We start from the raw sequence: 21869 nt of genomic DNA on the forward strand, positions 1-21869 counted from the left end.
CATATAAATATTATAGAAAAGGTGTGATATTGAATGACTGACAAAAAAGATCACATTGATATAAAAACAGCTTATGAGGAATTAGATGAAGAAACGTTATTTATCGTTTCTCAAACGTTCAAAGCGTTATCTGACCCTACAAGAATTCGAATTCTACATTTGTTATCAGCTCAAGAATGCTCAGTAAATGAAATTGCTGATAAATTAGGCTTACTGCAATCAACTGTATCTCATCAGTTACGCTTCTTAAAAAATTTACGTTTAGTGAAATACAGAAGAGCAGGCACAACTTTATTCTATTCTCAAGACGATGAACATGTAATGGATATTCTTGAACAAACTATAAACCATGCTCTACATCATTAGAATAGTAAAAAGGAGCTAGACAATGAAAGAGTATAAAATTGAAGGTTTGAGCTGCGCGAATTGTGCAGCTGATATGGAAAAGCAGATTAAAGGGCTAGATCATGGTGAATCAGCTGCCTTATTATACAACTCGTCTAAGTTAAAGGTTGATGAAAGTATCGACCTCAACAAAGTTAAAAAAATTCTTGCTAGTGATGGTGCAGCCCTTATAACAACAGAAGATCACGATCATTCCCATGCCCATTCCCATAATACAAATAAAATAAAGATGTACTTAGGGATTTCTACGACGTTATTTTTGTTAACCATTTTATTGGAATCATCAATACCAACTCTACTAGCCGTTTCATTATATCTTGTGGCAATTGTCATCAGCGGATATCAAACATTTATAAAAGGGGCTAAAAACTTAGCTCGATTTAAATTCAATATTGATACGTTAATGACGATCGCTTTAATTGGAGCAATTTCAATCGGTGAATGGAAGGAAGCGACAATTGTTGCCATCTTGTTCGGTTTAAATGAATACCTTGAAGGTCTCGGTATGGAAAAGGCGAGAAAATCAATGGAGAAATTATTACAAGTTGCGCCTAAAGATGCAATATTAATTACGAATGGTGTTGAACAAGTCGTCCCTATTTCAACTTTAACAGAAGATGACATCGTCCTTGTGAAGCCTGGTGCAAAAATACCTTCTGATGGTGTCGTAATTGATGGTAAAAGCTCGGTAAATGAAGCAGCGATTACTGGTGAATCATTACCAGTAGAAAAAGAATCAAGCACCAATGTATTTGGTGGCAGCATTAATAATGAAGGTGTCCTTAAGGTAAAGATTTTAAAAGCATATGAGGATTCATCATTGGCCAAAATCTTACACCTTGTGCAAGAAGCACAGGAAACGAAGACACCAACTGAGCAGTTTATTAACAAATTTGCTAAGTACTATACACCAATCATTATGATCATTTCTTTACTTGTTATGGTTGTACCCCCATTGTTATTCGGGGATGCTTGGGGACCATGGTTTTATCAAGGTTTAGCTGTGTTAATCGTAGGCTGCCCTTGTGCATTAATATTATCTTCACCAATTGCGATAGTATCTGGGATTACACGCAATGCACGGAACGGTATTCTCGTAAAAGGCGGTGTTTTCCTAGAGCAGTTAGGGAAAATTGAATCCATTGCATTTGATAAAACAGGTACGTTAACAAAAGGACAGCCTCACGTAGAAACAATTATCGAGTATGATAACAATTTGTTAAACATTGCAGGAGCTGTTGAAAGTAAATCTTCACATCCATTAGCAAAGGCGATCATGAAAAAGGTAGCAGAAAAAGAAATAGCTTACGTTGAAGCAGATGATATAGAAACGGCCACTGGACGTGGTGTCATTGCGAAAATTAGTGACAAAACTTATTTTGTCGGTAATGAAAAAAGTATGCCTCACATACACTTTGATGAAAATAAACAATTAGATATTGATCGCCTAAAGAGCGAAGGGCTCACACTTGTTATCGTCGCTGATGAACAGCATGTGTTAGGAATCTTTGGTATATCTGATGAGATACGTGAGGAAAGTAAAATTGTTATGAAAGAGCTTCACAAAAAGGGTATAAAACATACAATTATGCTTACGGGTGATCACGGGAAAACAGCTGAAAAGGTAGCTAGAATAGTAGGCGTAACAGATTTTTACGCAAACCTTCTTCCAGAAGAAAAAGTAGATAAAATAAGAAATATACATGAGCATGGCCAAGTAGCGATGATTGGTGACGGTATAAATGATGCACCTGCTCTAGCGGTCGCTGATCTAGGCATAGCGATGGGAAAAGGAACAGATAGTGCGATTGAAACAGCTGATATTGTTTTAATGCAAGACCATCTAGGTAAACTGCCCAGCGCTGTATCCATTGCGAAAAAGGTGAATAGAACGATTAAACTTAATATCACTTTAGCACTAGGATTAAAAGTCATTGCGCTTTTATTAACAATCCCTGGCTGGCTAACTTTATGGATTGCCATTCTAGCAGATATGGGCGCCACAATCCTCGTCACACTCATTAGCTTAACAATTATGCTAGAAAAATAAGGGGTCTGACACCCGCTGCGTTAATGTGTTGTCGCAGCTAGGGTCAGGCCCTATACCTTTTTATACACGTATTGATTTAGAAAAAATTCAGTAATAAGTAAGTTCTTTGTAGAAATAAAAATACTCCTATTGTAGAGATGAGAGCATAATTATCCACAATCTTCTACAAAGGAATATCTATGTATAAGAAATGTATAGCTCAAGAAAGCAGCTAATTAGTCAGTGCTTATCGTTTTTTCAATAAATACCGAACTATTAAGGTCTTTTTATGTGTAAGTTTTAATTAATTTGTTTACTTTCCTTGTGTTTTTTTCATAAAACTCTACATGACACACCCCTGTTCTCCTATAAAAACGGAAACCCCTAAAAAATCTACGAGCTTTACCACACAAACAACGAAGTTATCCATTGTCATGTTAATATCATTTTCATCCATTTCAATCCTTTATCAATAAAAAGTGTTGTTTCGTACTAACATATAAACACGTACACAACTAGAGTTTCGTGGCATCTTTGCTTCTATAAAACGCTGACTGTTAAGTAAAATGATGTTTTAATCTTCAATTATAGGAACTATAGCAACAAAGTTTACTAAAAGTACTTTGTTATTTTATTGATTTAAAGTGACATGGTGTTAATTAAGAAACGAATATAAGTTCGCATTTTTGTTTAATTAATGATAAAATATGGTACAATGATAATACAACTACTACGGGATTGGGGGCTTTCGTCAAAATGGATCAGTTCGAGTTAGTCTCAGCTTTTAAACCGTCTGGTGATCAGCCACAGGCAATTACTGAAATTGTAGACGGTATTAAACAAAAGAAAAAGCATCAAACATTATTAGGGGCAACTGGTACGGGAAAAACGTTTACGATCTCTAATGTAATTAAGGAAGTTAATAAACCTACGTTAATTATTGCTCATAATAAAACGCTTGCAGGACAGCTATATAGTGAGTTTAAAGAGTTTTTCCCTAATAATGCTGTGGAATATTTTGTTAGTTATTATGACTATTATCAACCTGAAGCGTATGTTCCACAAACCGATACTTTTATTGAAAAGGACGCCAGTATAAACGATGAAATTGATAAGCTGCGTCACTCAGCAACTTCTTCATTGCTTGAACGGAAGGACGTTATTATTATTGCGAGTGTATCTTGCATATATGGTCTAGGTTCCCCAGAGGAATATGGTGAGCTCGTCGTGTCATTACGTGTTGGAATGGAAATAGAGCGTGATCAAATGCTTAGAAAACTCGTCGATGTTCAGTATGACAGAAATGATATTGACTTTAAGAGAGGAACGTTTCGGGTACGTGGAGATGTAGTTGAAATCTTTCCAGCATCACGAGACGAGCATTGTATACGCATTGAATTTTTTGGAGATGAGATTGATCGTATACGTGAAGTCGACGCTTTAACAGGAGAAATTATCGGTGAGCGTGAACACGTGGCTATTTTTCCTGCATCACATTTCGTAACACGAGAAGAAAAAATGCAAATTGCCATGAAAAATATTGAACAAGAACTTGAAGAGCGTTTGAAAGAGCTTCGTGACGATGACAAATTACTTGAAGCCCAAAGAATTGAGCAACGTACTAGATATGATCTGGAAATGATGAGGGAAATGGGTTTTTGTTCTGGTATTGAAAATTATTCGCGGCATTTAACACTCCGAGAAGCGGGATCCACACCATATACGCTGATCGATTATTTTCCTGATGATTTTCTAATTGTTATTGACGAATCACATGTGTCATTACCACAAATTCGAGGTATGTTTAACGGTGATAAAGCTCGAAAGCAGATGCTCGTAGATCATGGTTTTAGGTTGCCATCAGCATTAGATAACCGCCCGTTACGTTTTGAAGAGTTTGAGGAGCATGTGAACCAAATAGTCTATGTATCAGCAACACCTGGTCCTTATGAGTTGGAGCATTCTCCTGAAATGGTTCAACAGATTATTCGCCCAACAGGGTTATTAGATCCATTAATCGATGTGCGCCCAATTGAAGGACAAATTGATGACCTTATCGGGGAAATTCAAGTGCGTATCGCGAGAAAAGAACGCGTGCTAGTTACAACATTGACAAAGAAAATGTCAGAGGACCTAACAGACTACCTCAAAGAAATAGGCATAAAAGTTACATATCTCCACTCAGAAATTAAAACGCTTGAACGAATAGAGATTATACGTGATCTCCGACTTGGAAAATTTGATGTACTCGTTGGTATCAATTTATTAAGGGAAGGTTTAGATATACCAGAAGTTTCTCTAGTTACAATTTTAGACGCCGACAAAGAAGGATTCTTAAGATCAGAAAGGTCGCTAATCCAGACAATGGGAAGGGCTGCACGTAATGAAAACGGTAGAGTCATTATGTATGCCGATCATGTGACCAATTCAATGGATATTGCCATTAAAGAGACGAAGCGGCGTCGTGAAATACAAGAAGCTCATAACAAAAAGCACGGCATTACGCCAAAAACAATAAGAAAAGAAGTCCGAGATGTCATACAGGCAACTTATGCAGCTGAAAATCAAGAAACATACGAGACAAACAAACCAAAAGTAAAAATGACCAAAACAGAACGACAAAAGCTAATTGCAGATATGGAAAAAGAAATGAAGGATGCTGCAAAAGCACTCCACTTCGAACGTGCAGCTGAACTGCGTGACATATTGATCGAGTTAAAAGCGGAAGGATGAAAATAAGAGCATGGTAAAGGATAAAATCATTGTCAAAGGAGCTAGAGCTCATAATTTAAAAGACATCGACGTCACAATACCAAGAGACCAGCTTGTTGTATTAACTGGTCTTTCTGGTTCAGGTAAATCTTCGTTAGCATTTGATACGATTTATGCGGAAGGTCAACGACGCTATGTTGAATCATTATCAGCATATGCACGTCAATTTTTAGGACAAATGGACAAACCTGATGTCGATGCAATCGATGGGCTTTCTCCAGCCATATCGATAGACCAAAAAACGACAAGTCGTAACCCTCGATCAACAGTCGGTACAGTTACTGAAATATATGATTATTTAAGGTTATTATATGCTCGTGTAGGTCGTCCAGTATGTCCTAATCATCATATAGAAATTACATCTCAAACGATAGAGCAGATGGTTGATCGTATTTTGCAATACCCTGAGAGAACGAAAATGCAAGTTCTGGCTCCAATCGTTTCTGGCCGTAAAGGGACACATGTGAAGACTTTTGAGGAAATTAAAAAGCAGGGATATGTTCGTGTTCGTGTTGATGGTGAAATGACCGAGCTAACAGAAAATATAACATTAGAAAAAAATAAAAAGCACTCAATTGAAATCGTCATCGATCGGATTGTCATAAAGGATGGCATTGCTTCAAGGCTATCAGATTCGCTAGAAACGGCATTGAAGTTAGGTGAAGGTAAAGTAATCATTGATGTAATAGGCGAAGAGGAGCTGTTATTTAGTGAGCTTCACGCATGCCCGCATTGTGGATTTTCAATAGGGGAATTGGAGCCGAGAATGTTTTCATTCAACAGTCCATTTGGAGCGTGTCCAAGTTGTGATGGACTAGGTACCAAGCTTGAAGTAGATCTTAATTTAGTTATTCCTAATTGGGATCTATCATTACTAGAACATGCTATTGCTCCGTGGGAACCACAAAGCTCTCAATACTACCCTCAATTATTAAAGGCTGTTTGTGATCATTACGGAATAGATATGAATGTCCCAGTAAAGGACATACCTAAGCATTTGTTTGAGAAAGTACTGCATGGTAGTGGGAATGAAGAGATATATTTCCGTTATGAAAATGACTTTGGACAAGTGCGTGAAAATCATATTATTTTTGAAGGGGTTATACCTAATATTGAGCGTAGATATCGTGAAACGAGCTCGGATTATATTCGTGAGCAAATGGAAAAATATATGGCACAGCAGTCTTGCCCAACGTGTAAAAGCTATCGCTTAAAGAAAGAAAGTTTAGCTGTTTTAATAGATCAGAAGCATATTGGTGAAATTACTTCTTTTTCCATTACAGAAGCGCTGGATTTCTTTGAGAACCTTAAACTGACTGACAAAGAAATGACAATAGCTAACATGATTTTACGAGAAATTAGTGAGCGCTTAGGCTTTTTAAACAATGTTGGACTAGATTATTTAACTTTACACCGGTCAGCTGGAACACTTTCTGGGGGAGAAGCCCAAAGAATACGCTTAGCGACACAGATTGGTTCAAGGTTAACAGGTGTTCTTTATATTCTAGATGAACCGTCAATTGGTTTACATCAGCGTGATAACGATCGTCTTATACAAACATTAAAAAACATGAGAGATATCGGTAATACATTAATCGTCGTGGAACACGACGAGGATACGATGCTAGCAGCTGACCATTTAATTGATATCGGCCCAGGCGCAGGAATCCACGGTGGACAGGTTGTTTCTGCAGGTACGCCTGAAGAAGTTATGAATGACCCACAATCATTAACAGGCCAATACTTGTCGGGAATCAAATTTATTCCTCTACCAACAGAACGTCGTAAGCCTGATGGACGTTATATTGAAATCGTTGGTGCTAAGGAAAATAACTTAAAAAATGCGAAAGTCAAAATTCCTTTAGGCACATTTATATCTGTTACAGGTGTGTCTGGATCAGGGAAGAGTACACTGATTAACGAGGTTTTACACAAATCGTTAGCTCAAAAGCTTCACAAGGCAAAATCAAGACCTGGTGAGCATAAAGAAATCAAAGGAATAGAATATTTGGACAAGGTTATTGACATTGATCAATCACCAATCGGCCGAACTCCACGTTCAAACCCAGCTACATATACAGGTGTGTTTGATGATATTAGGGATGTATTTGCCGCTACAAATGAAGCAAAGGTTAGAGGATATAAAAAAGGACGTTTTAGCTTTAATGTAAAAGGTGGTCGCTGTGAAGCATGCCGTGGTGACGGAATTATAAAAATTGAAATGCACTTCTTACCTGACGTTTATGTTCCTTGTGAGGTATGTCATGGGAAACGCTATAATCGCGAAACTTTAGAAGTGAGGTATAAGGATAAGAATATATCAGAGATATTAGAAATGACAGTAGAAGATTCACTCTCTTTCTTTGAAAACATTCCTAAAATCAGGAGGAAGCTTCAAACGATCTACGATGTTGGTCTAGGCTATATTACGCTTGGACAGCCTGCTACGACATTATCAGGCGGTGAGGCTCAGCGGGTAAAACTAGCATCGGAATTACACCGACGCTCAACGGGAAGGTCTCTTTATATTTTAGACGAGCCAACGACTGGTTTACATGTAGATGATATTTCACGATTATTAAAGGTACTTCAAAGACTTGTAGAAAATGGAGATACCGTTTTAGTAATTGAACATAACCTAGATATTATTAAGGCAGCTGATTATTTAATTGACCTTGGTCCTGAAGGTGGAGACAAAGGTGGAAAAATTATTGCAACAGGTACACCTGAACAGGTAGTTAAACAAGACGCTTCTTATACTGGAAGATATTTAAAGCCTATTCTAGAACGAGATCGAAAGCGTATGGAAGAGATTATAACAGAAAAAGAGGAGCTAGTCCTGAAAAAATAAGGCTGTTCGTAAACTTAAAATCTTAATTATATTAGCAAGATGTGTTTATGTGCAATTGTCATCGTTTTATAAATACGAAAATTTAAATAGAGGATTTTATTTAAGACACTGGGAAAAGTCCCAGTGTCTTTTACTCGTTTAGTATTAAGCTCCTAAAAATAGCACAAGGAATATGCCTAACGGGATGAGAAAGCGAACACTAACGTACCAAAATCGAAATAAATAGTTTCCAACCTGTGATGAAACATTAAAACTTTTTTCTAGTATTGGCCGAGATACTTGATAACCGACAAATAACGAAATAAGTAACGATCCCACAGGTAGAGATATGTTACTTACAAAGTAATCTGCTAAATCAAATATTGTTTTATTAAATACTTTGATATCCTTCAACATTCCAAATGATAATGCTGACGGGATACCTACAATAAAAATAATAATTCCACCAATCCAAGTAGCGACTTTTCTTTTTTCTTGTTGTTCTTTAATCAGCGCAGCTACGATGATTTCTAAAATTGAAAAAGACGATGTTAACGTTGCAAATAATAGCAATAATAAGAATGTTGTTAGGAATAACCCTCCAAATGCTATCTCATTAAATACAGCAGGTATGACGACAAATATTAGTCCTGGACCTGTATCTGGCTCAAAACCAAGAGAAAAAACAGCTGGAAATATAGCTAGTCCTGCTAATAAAGATATGACAATATTCAACGTTACAATCCATGACGCTGATTTAACAATATTTTCTTCCTTAGGTAAGTATGAACTATATGTAACCATGATGGAAATTCCAAGGCTTAATGAAAAGAGTGATTGCCCTAATGCAAGAAAAACGGTCTCTTTTGTAACTTCACCTACATTTGGCTGTAAGAAGAATTTTACCCCCTCTATCGCACCATCAAGTGTTAATGACCGGAAAACTAAAATGATAAAAAGAAGAAATAGCGCCGGCATCATAACACGGCTAGCTCGTTCGATACCTTTTTGTATCCCACCTTGAACAACAAGTATAGTCAAGAGAATAAATGAAAATTGTGCAATCGTTGCTTCTAGTGGACTTGCTATAATTGAATCAAATAGTTGTCCATAAGATTCAGTTGGAAGGTTGCTAAGCCTTCCTGATGCACTTCTAATCAAATATAAAATGATCCAGCCACCCACAACACTATAAAAAGATAATAATATAAAACTTGCAATGACACCTAAATAACCAATTCCGTACCATAGGGATCGAGGGGCTAATTGTTTAAAAGCGGAGATGGCATTTTTACCTGTTGCTTTGCCAATGACAAACTCAGCCAACAGCATCGGCATGCCGATAAGAAGTGTAAAAAGTAAAAACAGGAGAAAGAATATCCCGCCCCCATTTGTGCCGGCCATATATGGAAACTTCCAAACAGCTCCTAGTCCAATTGCTGAGCCTGCAGCTGCCAAAATAAAACCTAGCTTTGAATTCCATTGTTCTTTCTTCATGATGTATAAATCACCTTTCTTTGCAATATGCTCAAGGCTCTTTTCGTAAAATTCATTGATGTTATTACAAAATAACAATGAGATTCTTTACGCTTTTGTCAGCGATTTATTGTAGTAAATATAAGTGTTTACTATTATCAATACGAAAATAGCCAAGCTAAAAAAGTTAATGAATACATTAACATGAAACACAATCGAATTCAAATTAGCCATGATAAGTTAACTAGTATTAGGAAGCATAAAATTTTATATATCAACACTCTATTCATTGTTATAACATGACTTGTTTAATCTAAAGTAGGAAATATGCACAAACATAAGTGGTGTCTCATTAAATACCTTCGTAAGAAAGACAACAACCAAGGCGAATTACTATTAAAAAAGGTCTGCACCTTTGCTGTGCTATGCAGCGTAGGTGCAGACCATGAATATAGGCTGTTAGGAATCACATGAAAGAACGAAGGATATAAGCTCATGAGTATTTTTTTCTTACATTTTAAATTGACTAGACTTTTCACTAAGTTCATTAGCCAATGTCACTTGCTCATTCGTGTAATCTGCTATTTTCTTCATGGAATCTACTTGCTTTTCAAAACTGCTAGAGATCTCTTGCATCACAGCACTTGTTTGCTGACTTGTTGCACTCGTCTCTCTCACGTTACTTTGTATTATAGTCGCCTTCTGTTGAACGTCTATAAGGTTATTATTTATTAGTGCTAGTTCCTCTAACATTGCATTAAAACGAATACTCACGTCTTCAAAGCTGTTCATGACTATTTTTGTATTTTTACCGTTTTCTTCATTCTTGTTATTTGCAAACTGTAATAATTGTTGGAAATTAGCCATCTTATCAACATTAACTTTTACGACTTCTAAAATTTCTTTAGAAACTTCTGATGTTTGTGTCGATAAGTTTCTTACCTCTTCTGCCACTACATTGAAGCTTTTACCGTCTGCCCCTGCTCTATTCGCCTCAATAGATGCATTTAAAGATACTATTTTAATGCTGGAAGCAATATTTACGATTTGTTTAGATAATTCATCTATATTTTCGAAACTGGACAATAACTCAGTGAATGAAACTAATAATGTATTGTTTGTTTCTTCTACATCTTTAGAGTTATTAGAGACATTAGCTAAACTCTTAGAGAAAGAGTTAATCTCATCATCTGTTTTAGTTACATTTTTCTTAAACATGTCCAACGATTCAACAGTTACATGGAGTTTATCTGTTAATTCAGTTACGTGGAGTAAAGACTCCTCAGCTGCACTGGCTTGTTGGTCTATCCCCCTAGTTATTTCCTCTACAGCACCTGCTGTATTTTCAATACTAGCATTACTACTCGTCATATTTGTCCTAGTTTTTACAGAAAGATTCTTTAATTTCTCTACAAATTCTTTTATATCGAAAAAGGTTGTTTTTAATACTTCTACTAAGCCATCTATATTATTAGCTAGTTTACCTAATTCATTCTTTTTATTTGAGCCTGTACTAATTCTAAAATCACCAGATGATAAGCCTTTATATTTATTAATAACCCGTACGATATCTTTAGAAGTACTTAAATAAACCCAACTAGCAAAAGAAATGATAAGTACAACTAATGTAATAGAGAATATGATAACTGTTAAAATGATGCTCTCAGCAAGCTTATCTAACTCTGTTTCAGTTTGTAAAAGATATTGGAAAGAGGCTCTGTCATGAGCTGAAAATGCTTGCATTAATGTAAGATAGCTATTCTTTTCTAAATCATAGTCTATTAAAAAGGTTTCTAAATCAAAATTTAGCATTTGCTCTTTTATAGATTTTAGACTGGATTCAAATAGACTGTAATTTTTCATAATACTATCTAAGTATGCTGTATCTTCCGCACTGTAATAATCCAATAACGGGTTTTCCGTAAATTGGTTTAGCAAACTATTAATCAGTTCCATTGATGTTTCTAAATCTGTAACCAAAGATTCATCATATGTTTTAGAAAAATCCACAACAATCCCATGGGCTTCATCAACTTTGCCAAGTATGAAATGTAAATCCTCAATGACAGCTAAGCGATTACTGTATTTTTCTTCAATGTGACCTTTATAACTGTTCATACTTACAATTGGACTGATGGCTAATGTGATGACGGTAATAGTAACAAAAACCATGAGTAAAATGAGCTTCATTCTTATTGTCATATCAAAGATTTTAGTAAAAAATGAACGCATAAATAATTTCTCCTCCTATAAATTATTGTGAGCAAACTAAATCAAGCATCATTCTCATGTAAGTGAGTGATGTATTATTCGCTATTAAATGAATACGTTTTCAATTGGTTATGTCGAAAAAATTCCTTGTCGTGTAGCTTTGGATATAGAAAAGAATTCGTAAAATATCGGAGATAGTGCAAGATATTTAGTTCCTTAGTACTAATCATTCATAAATATGTAAAAATCATCCATGTGTTTGTCACTATAATATTTTGCTGTACCGAAACAATTCGGCATAGTTTGATAAAATCCTCTATTCACGAAACTTTTATACTAATTTATTTTACCATTTTGTAAAACACATAAGGAAAAAATATTTAATTTATAATAGTTTTCACTAAATTGACAAGATGTCCCATAAGTAATACTACAATCAAACTTTTGTCCTATAAAGTTGAAGAGAACTTATAGAAAATAAAATATTTAGCCATCATTTATTATTTTTTGACTAGTTTTGGGAAAATTCATGAAACTTCTTCTGGGTTCTATTCGTATAATAGGCTAAAGGAGATGATGTCTTTGTGGATTTAAATAAATTATTGTCTTCATTAAGCTATTTCAGCGTATTTTTTGCACCATTTTTATTTCCGATTGTTGCATATTTTGTATCAGATAGTAATGAAGTTAAATCACATGCGAAGAGTGCTTTTGTTTCACACCTATTACCGTTCGTATCTATCATATTTGCTTTCTTCATTGCATTTGTAGATATATTTTCTGGCGGTGTAGCATTCACAACAGTATTTTGGCCAGTAGTTATTATTATAATTGTAAATGTAGGTGTAGTTATTTGGAATATTATTAGAGGCATCCAAGTACTGATTCAATAAACTGTAAGTAACGTAGAGTGAATGGAGTATTGTTAACAAGTCCAATCCTCTACTGTAAAACTAGCTAAATAAAAAAACTGTAATTTAAAAAACTGAAAAGAAAAGTGAGGGTGTTTTAAATGATTGAAGAACGTAAGCGGATATTGAAGATGGTAGAAGAAGGAAAGCTTTCAACTGATGAAGCATTAACACTTTTAGAAGCATTAAATGACCAGAAAGAAAAGGATAAAGCGGATCAAGTAGTAAATACGGACTTATCGACAGAAATTGACTATGAGAATGCTCAACAACGTCCGTACAGTAGTGAAACTAAGCATACATCAACGAAAGATAAATTCATTGATTTCATGAATACAGCAGTAAAGAAAGTGAAGAATTTAGATTTAGACTTTAATTTTGGACCTTCGGTTGACGTGCATCATATATTTCAAAATTCAAATGTTTTCATTGATAAGGTTGATTTAGATGTGTATAACGGGAGTATTGAGTTAATACCTTGGAATGAAAATGATGTTCGTATTGAATGTGAGGCGAAAGTGTACAAAGTCGAAAATAATGAAGAAGCAAGAAGAGTATTTTTACAAGACGTGTTATTTTCCACTGATAACAGTCTAATGCGTTTTGCTGTTCAGAAAAAACAAATGAAGGTTCATACAAAAATTTATATTCCTGAGAAGGATTATAGCCAGATCAGAATTCGGGTATTCAATGGGCCAGTTATTAGTACAGGGTTTAAGGTGAAAGACTTTAAAGCAAAAACATCAAATGGATCAGTGACATTAGAACGCATGCATGTTGATGAGATGGAAATTGAGACTACAAATGGTGCTGTTGATGTGTTTGATAGCTATAGTCGTGACTGTGAGGCCGAAGTAGTTAATGGTGGTATTAATGTTAGAGGTAGCTTTGAAAGAGTAGACCTACAAAGTGTTACTGGTAGTATCAAATGTAAGATAAACAATGAAAGGGCACATACCGTTTTTGCTAAAACAACAACGGGTAGTATAGATATTACTGTCCCTGACGGCATGACAATGGAAGGTGATTTAAAGTCAAGTGTAGGGAAAGTAAAATGTTATGTGCCAAATATTAATATTATTGAGGAAAAAGACGAAATTGTTCAAAAAATATTAAGGTTTACTGTTAATGATAAGGCAACTGAACCGCTTCATTTATTTGCTGATTCAAAAAGTGGCTCAGTACACGTTACTACACATAGTAACGATTAACAGAAATTATTTTTCTTCACTCCATTTTGCAAAGGGAATTACCTTTGTGAAGTGGAGTTTTTATCATTTTCCGATCACTTAATGTCACCGTTTCAAAAAGTGCCTTCAAAAGAAAAGGATTCATTACCGTTTTGGGTTTTTATGGCACTTAGGCATTTCTTCTTGTCTAGCTTCGCCTCCTGTCCTTCGAGGTTACTCCATCATTTCATTCGAAGTCAAAAACGCTTCAAATGAAGTGCTTCCAATGCTAGTAGGGACAAATCTATAGGCAAAGGCATTTCTTCTTTGTTAGTAGGGAAAAAAACTGATAAAATAAAGAAAGTGTTTGTGAGTGTTCAAAAAGGAGGATTTCTATGCCTAAGGTTAGAACGATAGACATTATAGATAAGTTTCAGTTAGAGTTGATAAGTGGGGAAGATGGGGTAAATAGACCGATTATTACGAGTGATTTATCTAGACCTGGGATTGAAATGGCGGGATACTTTACTTATTATCCAGCAGAACGAATACAACTATTAGGTAAAACAGAGCTTTCATTTTATGATAAGTTAACAAAATCGGAAAAACAGCTTCGTATGAATAAATTATGTACTGATATTACTCCAGGAATTATTATTTCAAGAGATTTGGACATTCCTGAAGAGTTAATTGAAGCTTCTGAGCGTGAGGTAGTACCTGTTATGCGTTCATCAATGAAGACAACACGCTTAACGAGTCGTCTCACAAACTATTTAGAAAGTAAGCTTGCACCTACAACTGCAGTTCATGGCGTGTTAGTAGACATATATGGTATAGGTGTATTAATTACTGGGAAAAGCGGTGTTGGAAAAAGTGAAACTGCTCTTGAATTAGTGAAGAGAGGGCATAGACTAGTTGCTGATGATTTAGTTGAGATTCGTGAAGAAGACCAAAACACGTTAATAGGAAACGCACCAGATCTGTTGGAACACTTACTAGAAATTCGTGGCTTAGGAATTATAAATGTCATGACATTGTTTGGTGCGGGAGCAGTTCGGAATTTCAAAAGAATTTCTTTAGTGATCACTTTAGAGCTTTGGGATCAAGCTAAACAATATGACCGTGTAGGCCTAGATGAAGATAAAATGAAAATTATTAATTCAGAAATAACACATTTAACAGTTCCTGTTCGTCCAGGAAGAAATTTAGCAGTCATTATTGAAGTAGCAGCAATGAATTTTCGATTAAAGAGAATGGGTATGGACGCTGCAGAACAATTTTCAAATAGATTGGCGGATGTTATTGAAGATAGTGAAGAGCTGTAAGGTGTACATATTATATGTAGAAATATATGTTAGGAGTTGAGAGGATGGAAGAGCAAATACAGCCGTTAGACCGTGTTTTTATTGAACTTGGTCCATTGTCGATTCAATGGTATGGTGCAATCATCGGTATCGGTGTCATTTTAGGTTTATATTTAGCAGTCAAGGAATCTGAAAAGAGAGGTCTTCATAAAGACACGTTTGTAGACTTAGTATTATTTGCAGTACCAATTGCTATTATTTCAGCACGACTTTATTATGTCATTTTTAAATGGGATTATTATTCAGAAAATCTCTTAGAAATTGTTATGATTAATCAAGGTGGCTTAGCCATTCACGGTGGTTTAATTGGGGCGGTATTAACGGCTATCGTCTTTGCGAGGAAAAAAGGTATTTCTTTTTGGAAGCTTGCAGATATAGCTGCACCAAGTATCATTTTAGGACAAGCTATCGGTAGGTGGGGGAACTTTGTCAATCAAGAAGCACACGGTGGTGTAGTGACAAGGGAATTTTTGGAGAACCTACAATTACCAAATTTTATTATAAATCAGATGTATATTAACGGGGAGTATTATCACCCAACATTTTTATATGAGTCAATTTGGAGTCTCACTGGATTTATTATCTTACTACTGCTAAGAAAAGTTAATTTAAAACGTGGTGAGATATTCTTAACGTATGTCATTTGGTATTCATTTGGCCGCTTTTTCATTGAAGGAATGCGAACAGACAGCTTAATGCTAACTGAAAGCTTACGTGTTGCTCAGTTTATCTCGTTGTTATTAATTGGTTTTGCAATTGCCATGATTGTAGTCCGACGCGTAAAAGGGTATGCAGATAAAAGGTATAAAGATTCATAGAAGCTAAACAGTATAATAAGTGACGTTCAAAGTGAACAAATGTAAAGCAATTGGGTATTTACCAATTGCTTTACATTTTGTTATTATTCTAATTAAAAAGCTAGGAGTGGGAATTTGGTTGGGTCAGTTAAAAAGGGGTTTATTGTAGGGTTACAGACGACATGGACATTAGGGAAAATCATTTTTCCAGTTACATTAATAGTGACTATTTTACAATACACTGTTATTCTACAATGGATTATGGAAGGCATATCACCTTTGATGGGCTTGTTTGGACTATCTGGAGATGCAGCAATCCCGTTGGTTCTCGGGAATTTCCTCAATCTGTATGCTGCTATCGGTGCGATTTTAACACTTGATTTGACTGTAAAAGAAGTATTTATTTTAGCTGTGATGTTATCGTTTTCTCATAACTTGTTAATAGAGTCAAGCGTTGCTGCAAGAGTAGGGGTAAAGCTCTGGATAATGATGGTTACTCGTATAGGATTAGCAGTTATATCAGCATTCTTGATTAATATTCTGTGGGCAGGCGGAAATGAGTTAGCTCAATATGGATTTATATCTAAAAAAGAAGAAGTTGTTTCAGGCTGGGGAAGTATCATCATGGCTGGGGTAGAAAAGGGCTTAATAGGTATTTTACAACTTGCACTTATCGTTATTCCACTTATGATCGGTATACAAATATTAAAAGATCTTAAATGGTTAGAGACGTTCTCCAAGTGGATGTCACCCTTGACGAAATTATTAGGTATGAAGGAGAATACGTCAACCACATTAGCAGCTGGACTTTTATTTGGACTTGCATATGGATCTGGTGTCATGATTCAAGCAGTAAAGGAAGACGGTGTGTCTAAAAAAGATACTGTACTTGCATTTATATTTCTCGTCTCATGCCATGCTGTTATTGAGGATACACTTGTATTTATACCTTTAGGAATTCCAATTTTACCATTGTTATTAATACGTGTATTCGTTGCGATACTATTAACGATGCTTGTCGCTTTTATATGGAAAAAAGCAGAGTTGCATAACAGAAAGGAAGCTAACTATGACCATTAAGACGATATTGTTTGATTTAGACGGAACATTGATTGACACGAATGAATTAATTATCCAATCGTTTATGCATACATTAGAGCAGTATTACCCTAATGATTATTCAAGGGAAGATGTGCTCGAATTCATTGGCCCACCGTTGTACGAATCATTACACTCAGTAGATAAAGACCGTGTTGAGGATATGGTAAAAACCTATCGCGAGTTTAATTTAGCAAATCATGATTTACTCGTAAAGGAATATCATAGTGTGTTTGATACCGTTAAAGCACTCCACGAGCAAAAATTCAAGTTAGGAATTGTGACAACGAAAATGAGGTTAACGACAACAATGGGATTAAAACTCACAAACCTAGATCAGTTCTTTGATGTTGTCATTACTTTAGATGATGTTGAACGTGCAAAACCAGATCCTGAGCCAATTCATAAAGCATTACAGCAACTCAACGCTCTCCCACATGAAGCGATTATGGTCGGTGATAATCATCATGACATGTTGGCAGGTCAAAATGCTGGAACAAAAACTGCCGCCGTAGGGTGGGCGATCAAAGGTAGAGAACATTTAACACAATACAACCCAGATTATGTTTTAGATAAAATGAGTGATTTACTCTCCATTGTGAAGGCTGAGAATCAGTGAGAAAAACAACAAGATACCCTGTAAAGGGAGCAAATTCATTATGGCATGTTTATAAAACAGTCCCCTTTTGGAAAGTAGTAAAAAACTTTATTGTTATCCAAACAGCCCGTTATACGCCATTTTTAGGGATGAAAAACTGGTTATATCGTACATTTTTACGAATGAAAGTTGGCGAACAAACATCCTTTGCATTAATGGTAATGCTAGATGTCATGTTTCCAGAAAAAATTACTGTAGGACGAAATACTGTGATCGGCTACAATACAACAATATTAGCACATGAATACTTAATTGAAGAGTACCGTCTTGGCGATGTTATAATTGGAGATGAGGTGCTAATTGGGGCTAACACCACTATTTTACCTGGTGTAGTAATTGGTGATCGTGCGATAGTGTCTGCAGGGACGCTCGTACATAAAGACGTGCCTGCTGGAGCATTTGTAGGCGGGAACCCAATGCAAATGATTTACACGAAAGAAGAGATGGAAAAACGAATCGAAAATGGTGTTAAGGATAAAATCATGAGCTAATGCTTACATATAAAAGAACCTGTTTCAACAAACAGGTTCTTATTTATGATATAGGCTTTTCTCGAGTTGGTAGCTGTTATTAATGCTAGAATTATATTTCCTGGTAAATCTTTAACAATTCTCAAAGTTAGTAGAAATTGCCTTCAACCTAGTCCCTTCAGATCATCACTTCATTCTAAAGCATATTGTACCTTCAGTGCTTCAGAGAACCTCGGCTCGGCTTTTCAACTTTCACAACTTTTAGCTGCTTGGGGAAAATGTTCTCCAATCTTTGATGAGACTACCCAGTCGTCTCCACTTTATTGTTTTCATGCTTGTTTTCACTGAAAAACCACTTCATCATAGGTGGTGTAACGATTGTTGTAATTAGGACAACAACTACAATTACTGCAAATAATTCTTGGCTTAACAACGCGGCTTCTAGTCCAATCGCTGCAATAATTAATGCTACTTCACCTCTTGATACCATACCAGATCCGATACCCATTGAACTTCTCCAATTGAATCCAGCGGCTTTTGCACCAACTGCTGAACCAAGCAGTTTCGTAAGGATAGCTACGATACTAAGAATGACAATTAGACCAATGTTATCACCAATGCCGAATAATTCTACAGTAACACCAATTGATGTGAAAAATACAGGTACAAAGATCGAGTAGCTGATTGTTTCTACTTTTTCAAACACTTCATGTTTATGATTAGTTAAACTGATCGCAACACCAGCAATATAAGCACCAATAATTGCTGCAACTCCTGCATACTCAGCGATAAATGCATAGCTAAAGCAAATGATCAAGGCTGCAGAAATGACTGATTCAGTTACTTTTAATGGTGCAAACTTATTTAATACCCAAGGGACTACTTTCCAAGCTAAGCCTATAGCTACGGCGAAGAAGATAACTTTCTTTATAATCACTTCTCCTAAATGAACATCCCCACCTGCTAAGCTCATTAAAAAGGCCAATGATACGATAACGAGAATATCGTCAATAACAGCTGCTCCTAAAATCGTTGCACCTTCTTTAGACTTAAGCTTATTCATTTCTTTCAATGCTTGGACTGAAATACTTACGCTTGTAGCAGAAAGTAATAATCCAAGAAATATAGCTTCAAATGTCGGTAATCCAATAATTACTCCTGATAAATATCCGATAGATAAAGGTACAATGATTCCAAGTACACCTACATAGGTTGAAGCCTTTCCAGTACGTTTAAATTCATCAACATCGGTTTCTAAGCCTGCAATAAACATTAATAAAATGACTCCGATTTGACTAATTTCACTTAAGATTTCTGTATCGTTAACGATTCCTAAAACGGTAGGGCCTAATACAATCCCGATTAATAACTTACCTAGAACAGATGGCTGACCAAGCCTGACACTAATATCTCCAGCTATTTTTGAAGCAAATAAAATAGCGGCTAATTCAATAATAAGCACTGCTTATCTCCCCCTCTTTGTATACGTAATAATCAACTATCGTGCTTGTAGCCCCTTTTTTCCCCTAGTAAAAGACCATGATTTCTCAGTAAACACCTGTGTTTAGTGGTATTTTTGTCGATATGACTCCAATGTTTAATACGAGTCACTTCTTAAAAAGATTCAAAAATCAATGGTTTCTTTTGAAATATATTTTCAACTTGCTTAATAGTAGGCTATATTAGTATCTCTCCTTTCCATCATTTTTTATCTAGAATGAATGAAGTAACTTTTGGTACTCTATTCAATATTTTTCTCACAAAAAAACCCTTACCAATGATGGTAAAGGTTTTTTACATAAAAAGGCCTTTACCAACTGATAAAGGTCTCGCTAACAACGTATGTTGCCAACAAAGCCGAGAGTATAATACTCCGTAATGACGACTTTGCTGTAAAAGCTACTCCCCTTTAGGAGAAAATTTAATTATATAAATGATCATAAAATAAATATTATAATTTTGTCAATTAATTAGGCTCTGTTGGTAAAAATTGTTGCTGTAGCTTCTAAACTATTAGCTGGGATTTGTTTTATAGAAGAAAAGATGCCATGAATTTTAGTTGTATGCGTGTTTGTTTTTTAGTACGAGAAATAACAATCTTTAGGTAAACAGCTATTTTTATATGGTTATTCAACCATTATTTGTATATTTAATACTTGAGCTTCTCACAGAAACCTCATGAATACAGCTACCTGTAAGTCACTACAGTATAAGTAGAAGAAGGCTAAATTAAAAAGCTCTACATAATATTATTTCAAAATAATAAGGCCTTATTGTGAACAAATTAAATTATGAGCAAGATATTACAATTTGTATCTTGACGAATGTTAGAAGCCAAGTTACAATACTAAAAACTTTAACTTATTAGCAAATTAGCGAACTAAAGTATTTTAGTTCGATTTTGAAATAAATTTCAATGTAGCTAGCGCATCAATTAACATCTCCTCCAGGGATGCTTAATGCGCTGAAGCTTCACAAATTAATAACTAAAGGGCGGATTGAAATGCAGAAGCTTTTTATGTTTGAAAAGCCATTAGGTATGAGAGACACATTACCTTCATTGTATGAAACTAAAAAAGAACTTAGGAGTCAGTTACTAAAGGGGATTGAGCAATGGGGTTATCAGTTAATTGAGACGCCAACGCTAGAGTATTATGATACCGTAGGGTCATCATCAGCGATTGCGGATAGGCAGCTGTTCAAGCTTTTGGATCAGCAAGGTCATACGTTAGTATTACGGCCAGATATGACAGCCCCTATTGCTAGGGTAGCTGCATCAAAATTATTAGCAAACAAGAACCCGTTACGTCTTGCCTATTCTGCAAACGTTTATCGCGCTCAACAGCGCGAAGGGGGACGTCCAGCAGAGTTTGAACAAGTTGGAATTGAGTGTATAGGTGATCAGACACTAAGTGCAGACGCCGAAGTGATTGCTCTGCTAGTATCCCTATTACAAAATATTGGGTTAGAGACATTTGCAGTTACTGTTGGTCACATCGGATTTGTTAATGAGCTATTTTTAGAAACAGTTGGTAGTGAAGAGCGGGCTAACACGTTGCGACGGTTCTTATATGAAAAAAACTTTGTTGGATATAAAGAACATGTGAAAGGTTTGCCTCTATCATCTATTGATAAACAACGTTTATTACAATTATTACATTTACGTGGTGACGAAAATATTATAAATGATGCTATGCAGCTTGTTGACGGGGAGAGAGGTAAACAATTGCTTCTGGAACTGCAACTAGTATGTGAGCACCTACGATCATTTGGTGTATCCAAATTTATAAAATTAGATCTTACATTATTGAGCCATATGAGCTATTATACAGGTCTTTTATTTGAAGTATATGCAGATAAAGTAGGTTTCTTACTTGGAAACGGTGGACGCTATGATAATCTACTATCCAAATTTCATGTTGATGCACCAGCAACAGGGTTTGGAATACGGATAGACCGTCTACTAGAAGCGCTCGGGTATTGTGGTCAAGAACCTCTTATTCATAGTGTCATTTACAGTTCTGATAACTTAAAACGAGCAATCGAGTTTGCAGACGAACGTAGAAAGAATGGTGAGCGTGTCATACTCCAAGATATATCTGGCCTTACGAACGTCGATGCTTATACGAAATCTTTTGCACAGGTTTCTTTCTTTATAGGGGAACAAAGCCGAAGTTGA

At 35.7% G+C, this 21869-nt stretch carries 15 protein-coding genes; 12 read left to right on the forward strand and 3 right to left on the reverse strand.

What is annotated here, in order from left to right:
• Positions 1-33 precede the first annotated feature (33 nt).
• The 4 genes from ACSVDA_RS12265 (at position 34) to uvrA (ending at position 8057) form a co-directional block, all read left to right on the forward strand.
• On the forward strand, positions 34-366 hold the full coding sequence (locus ACSVDA_RS12265) for an ArsR/SmtB family transcription factor (protein ID WP_320207574.1): 333 nt from the start codon (positions 34-36) through the stop codon (positions 364-366).
• Between the two features lie 22 nt (positions 367-388).
• A complete protein-coding gene (locus ACSVDA_RS12270) occupies positions 389-2455 on the forward strand; it encodes a heavy metal translocating P-type ATPase (protein WP_485883561.1) in 2067 nt (688 codons plus the stop codon).
• Positions 2456-3190: 735 nt separating this feature from the next.
• Positions 3191-5167 carry an excinuclease ABC subunit UvrB gene (gene uvrB, locus ACSVDA_RS12275; RefSeq protein WP_485883562.1) on the forward strand — a complete coding sequence of 659 codons (1977 nt, stop codon included), beginning with the start codon at positions 3191-3193 and terminating at the stop codon, positions 5165-5167.
• A 10-nt stretch (positions 5168-5177) separates the two neighbouring features.
• Positions 5178-8057 carry an excinuclease ABC subunit UvrA gene (uvrA, locus tag ACSVDA_RS12280; protein ID WP_485883563.1) on the forward strand — a complete coding sequence of 960 codons (2880 nt, stop codon included), beginning with the start codon at positions 5178-5180 and terminating at the stop codon, positions 8055-8057.
• A gap of 144 nt (positions 8058-8201) precedes the next feature.
• Here the strand turns inward: uvrA and ACSVDA_RS12285 are convergent, their stop codons facing one another.
• A complete protein-coding gene (locus ACSVDA_RS12285; RefSeq protein WP_485883565.1) occupies positions 8202-9533 on the reverse strand; it encodes a sodium-dependent transporter in 1332 nt (443 codons plus the stop codon).
• A gap of 489 nt (positions 9534-10022) precedes the next feature.
• A complete protein-coding gene (locus ACSVDA_RS12290; protein ID WP_485883567.1) occupies positions 10023-11744 on the reverse strand; it encodes a methyl-accepting chemotaxis protein in 1722 nt (573 codons plus the stop codon).
• 563 nt (positions 11745-12307) lie between these two features.
• Here ACSVDA_RS12290 and ACSVDA_RS12295 point away from each other — a divergent pair.
• The 7 genes from ACSVDA_RS12295 to ACSVDA_RS12325 all read left to right on the forward strand — a co-directional run bounded on the left by ACSVDA_RS12295 (position 12308) and on the right by ACSVDA_RS12325 (position 18211).
• Positions 12308-12616, forward strand: a complete 309-nt coding sequence (locus ACSVDA_RS12295; RefSeq protein WP_485883569.1) for a hypothetical protein — start codon at positions 12308-12310, stop codon at positions 12614-12616.
• Positions 12617-12735: 119 nt separating this feature from the next.
• Positions 12736-13845: a DUF4097 family beta strand repeat-containing protein gene (locus ACSVDA_RS12300; protein ID WP_485883571.1), complete on the forward strand. Its 1110-nt coding sequence runs from the start codon at positions 12736-12738 to the stop codon at positions 13843-13845.
• A gap of 353 nt (positions 13846-14198) precedes the next feature.
• On the forward strand, positions 14199-15128 hold the full coding sequence (hprK, locus tag ACSVDA_RS12305; protein ID WP_214484224.1) for an HPr(Ser) kinase/phosphatase: 930 nt from the start codon (positions 14199-14201) through the stop codon (positions 15126-15128).
• Between the two features lie 44 nt (positions 15129-15172).
• A complete protein-coding gene (lgt, locus tag ACSVDA_RS12310; protein WP_485883573.1) occupies positions 15173-15985 on the forward strand; it encodes a prolipoprotein diacylglyceryl transferase in 813 nt (270 codons plus the stop codon).
• Positions 15986-16099: 114 nt separating this feature from the next.
• Positions 16100-17044, forward strand: coding sequence for a nucleoside recognition domain-containing protein (locus ACSVDA_RS12315; protein WP_485883575.1), 945 nt, complete (start codon positions 16100-16102; stop codon positions 17042-17044).
• Positions 17034-17681 (forward strand): pyrophosphatase PpaX, encoded by a 648-nt coding sequence (gene ppaX, locus ACSVDA_RS12320; protein WP_485883577.1) that lies wholly within the window; start codon positions 17034-17036, stop codon positions 17679-17681. The genes ACSVDA_RS12315 and ppaX overlap by 11 nt, the downstream gene beginning before the upstream one ends.
• On the forward strand, positions 17678-18211 hold the full coding sequence (locus tag ACSVDA_RS12325) for an acyltransferase (protein WP_485883578.1): 534 nt from the start codon (positions 17678-17680) through the stop codon (positions 18209-18211). Before ppaX ends, ACSVDA_RS12325 begins: the two co-directional genes overlap by 4 nt.
• 280 nt (positions 18212-18491) lie before the next feature.
• Here the strand turns inward: ACSVDA_RS12325 and ACSVDA_RS12330 are convergent, their stop codons facing one another.
• Positions 18492-19652, reverse strand: coding sequence for a cation:proton antiporter (locus ACSVDA_RS12330; protein WP_485883579.1), 1161 nt, complete (start codon positions 19650-19652; stop codon positions 18492-18494).
• Between the two features lie 1041 nt (positions 19653-20693).
• Here ACSVDA_RS12330 and ACSVDA_RS12335 point away from each other — a divergent pair.
• Complete coding sequence (locus ACSVDA_RS12335) at positions 20694-21869, forward strand: ATP phosphoribosyltransferase regulatory subunit (protein ID WP_485883581.1); 1176 nt, start codon at positions 20694-20696, stop codon at positions 21867-21869.

It is taken from the genome of Cytobacillus sp. Hm23 (assembly GCF_051842895.1).
GTDB lineage: Bacteria > Bacillota > Bacilli > Bacillales > SM2101 > Nanhaiella.

What these genes read in the sequence shown, in the direction of transcription:
- hprK (WP_214484224.1), top strand. Translation starts at nt 14,199, where the DNA reads ATGCCTAAGGTTAGAACGATAGACATTATAGATAAGTTTCAGTTAGAG.
- ACSVDA_RS12270 (WP_485883561.1), top strand. Translation starts at nt 389, where the DNA reads ATGAAAGAGTATAAAATTGAAGGTTTGAGCTGCGCGAATTGTGCAGCT.
- ACSVDA_RS12265 (WP_320207574.1), top strand. Translation starts at nt 34, where the DNA reads ATGACTGACAAAAAAGATCACATTGATATAAAAACAGCTTATGAGGAA.
- uvrB (WP_485883562.1), top strand. Translation starts at nt 3,191, where the DNA reads ATGGATCAGTTCGAGTTAGTCTCAGCTTTTAAACCGTCTGGTGATCAG.
- ACSVDA_RS12290 (WP_485883567.1), bottom strand. Translation starts at nt 11,744, where the DNA reads ATGCGTTCATTTTTTACTAAAATCTTTGATATGACAATAAGAATGAAG.
- ppaX (WP_485883577.1), top strand. Translation starts at nt 17,034, where the DNA reads ATGACCATTAAGACGATATTGTTTGATTTAGACGGAACATTGATTGAC.
- uvrA (WP_485883563.1), top strand. Translation starts at nt 5,178, where the DNA reads ATGGTAAAGGATAAAATCATTGTCAAAGGAGCTAGAGCTCATAATTTA.
- ACSVDA_RS12300 (WP_485883571.1), top strand. Translation starts at nt 12,736, where the DNA reads ATGATTGAAGAACGTAAGCGGATATTGAAGATGGTAGAAGAAGGAAAG.
- ACSVDA_RS12285 (WP_485883565.1), bottom strand. Translation starts at nt 9,533, where the DNA reads ATGAAGAAAGAACAATGGAATTCAAAGCTAGGTTTTATTTTGGCAGCT.
- lgt (WP_485883573.1), top strand. Translation starts at nt 15,173, where the DNA reads ATGGAAGAGCAAATACAGCCGTTAGACCGTGTTTTTATTGAACTTGGT.
- ACSVDA_RS12335 (WP_485883581.1), top strand. Translation starts at nt 20,694, where the DNA reads ATGCAGAAGCTTTTTATGTTTGAAAAGCCATTAGGTATGAGAGACACA.